Source organism: Peribacillus sp. SIMBA_075 (assembly GCF_046534585.1).
On sequence record NZ_JAWRYN010001763.1, the window covers coordinates 1 to 229 of the forward strand.

Below are 229 nucleotides of genomic sequence, written 5' to 3' on the forward strand. Positions count from 1 at the left end.
TAGTGTCGTTACATGCTCATGTACGCGGCTCGGAATCGCATACGCATATAAACGAACCGCATGATCCACCCTTGCTACTTCACCTTTCATTTGCTCCATCATTTTCAGTTTCGCAGCCGAAATTTTACACTCGTGCTGCAGTCGGTTTAATTCCTCATCTTTTTGCACCGTACGCTGTACATAACTTTCTACAGCCTCTAAAAACAGTTTAGATTTCGCAACACCGACC

At 44.5% G+C, this 229-nt stretch carries 1 pseudogene; it reads right to left on the bottom strand.

The features are described from left to right. A pseudogene (locus SB775_RS34490) lies at nt 1-229 on the bottom strand (tubulin-like doman-containing protein); the annotation flags it as partial.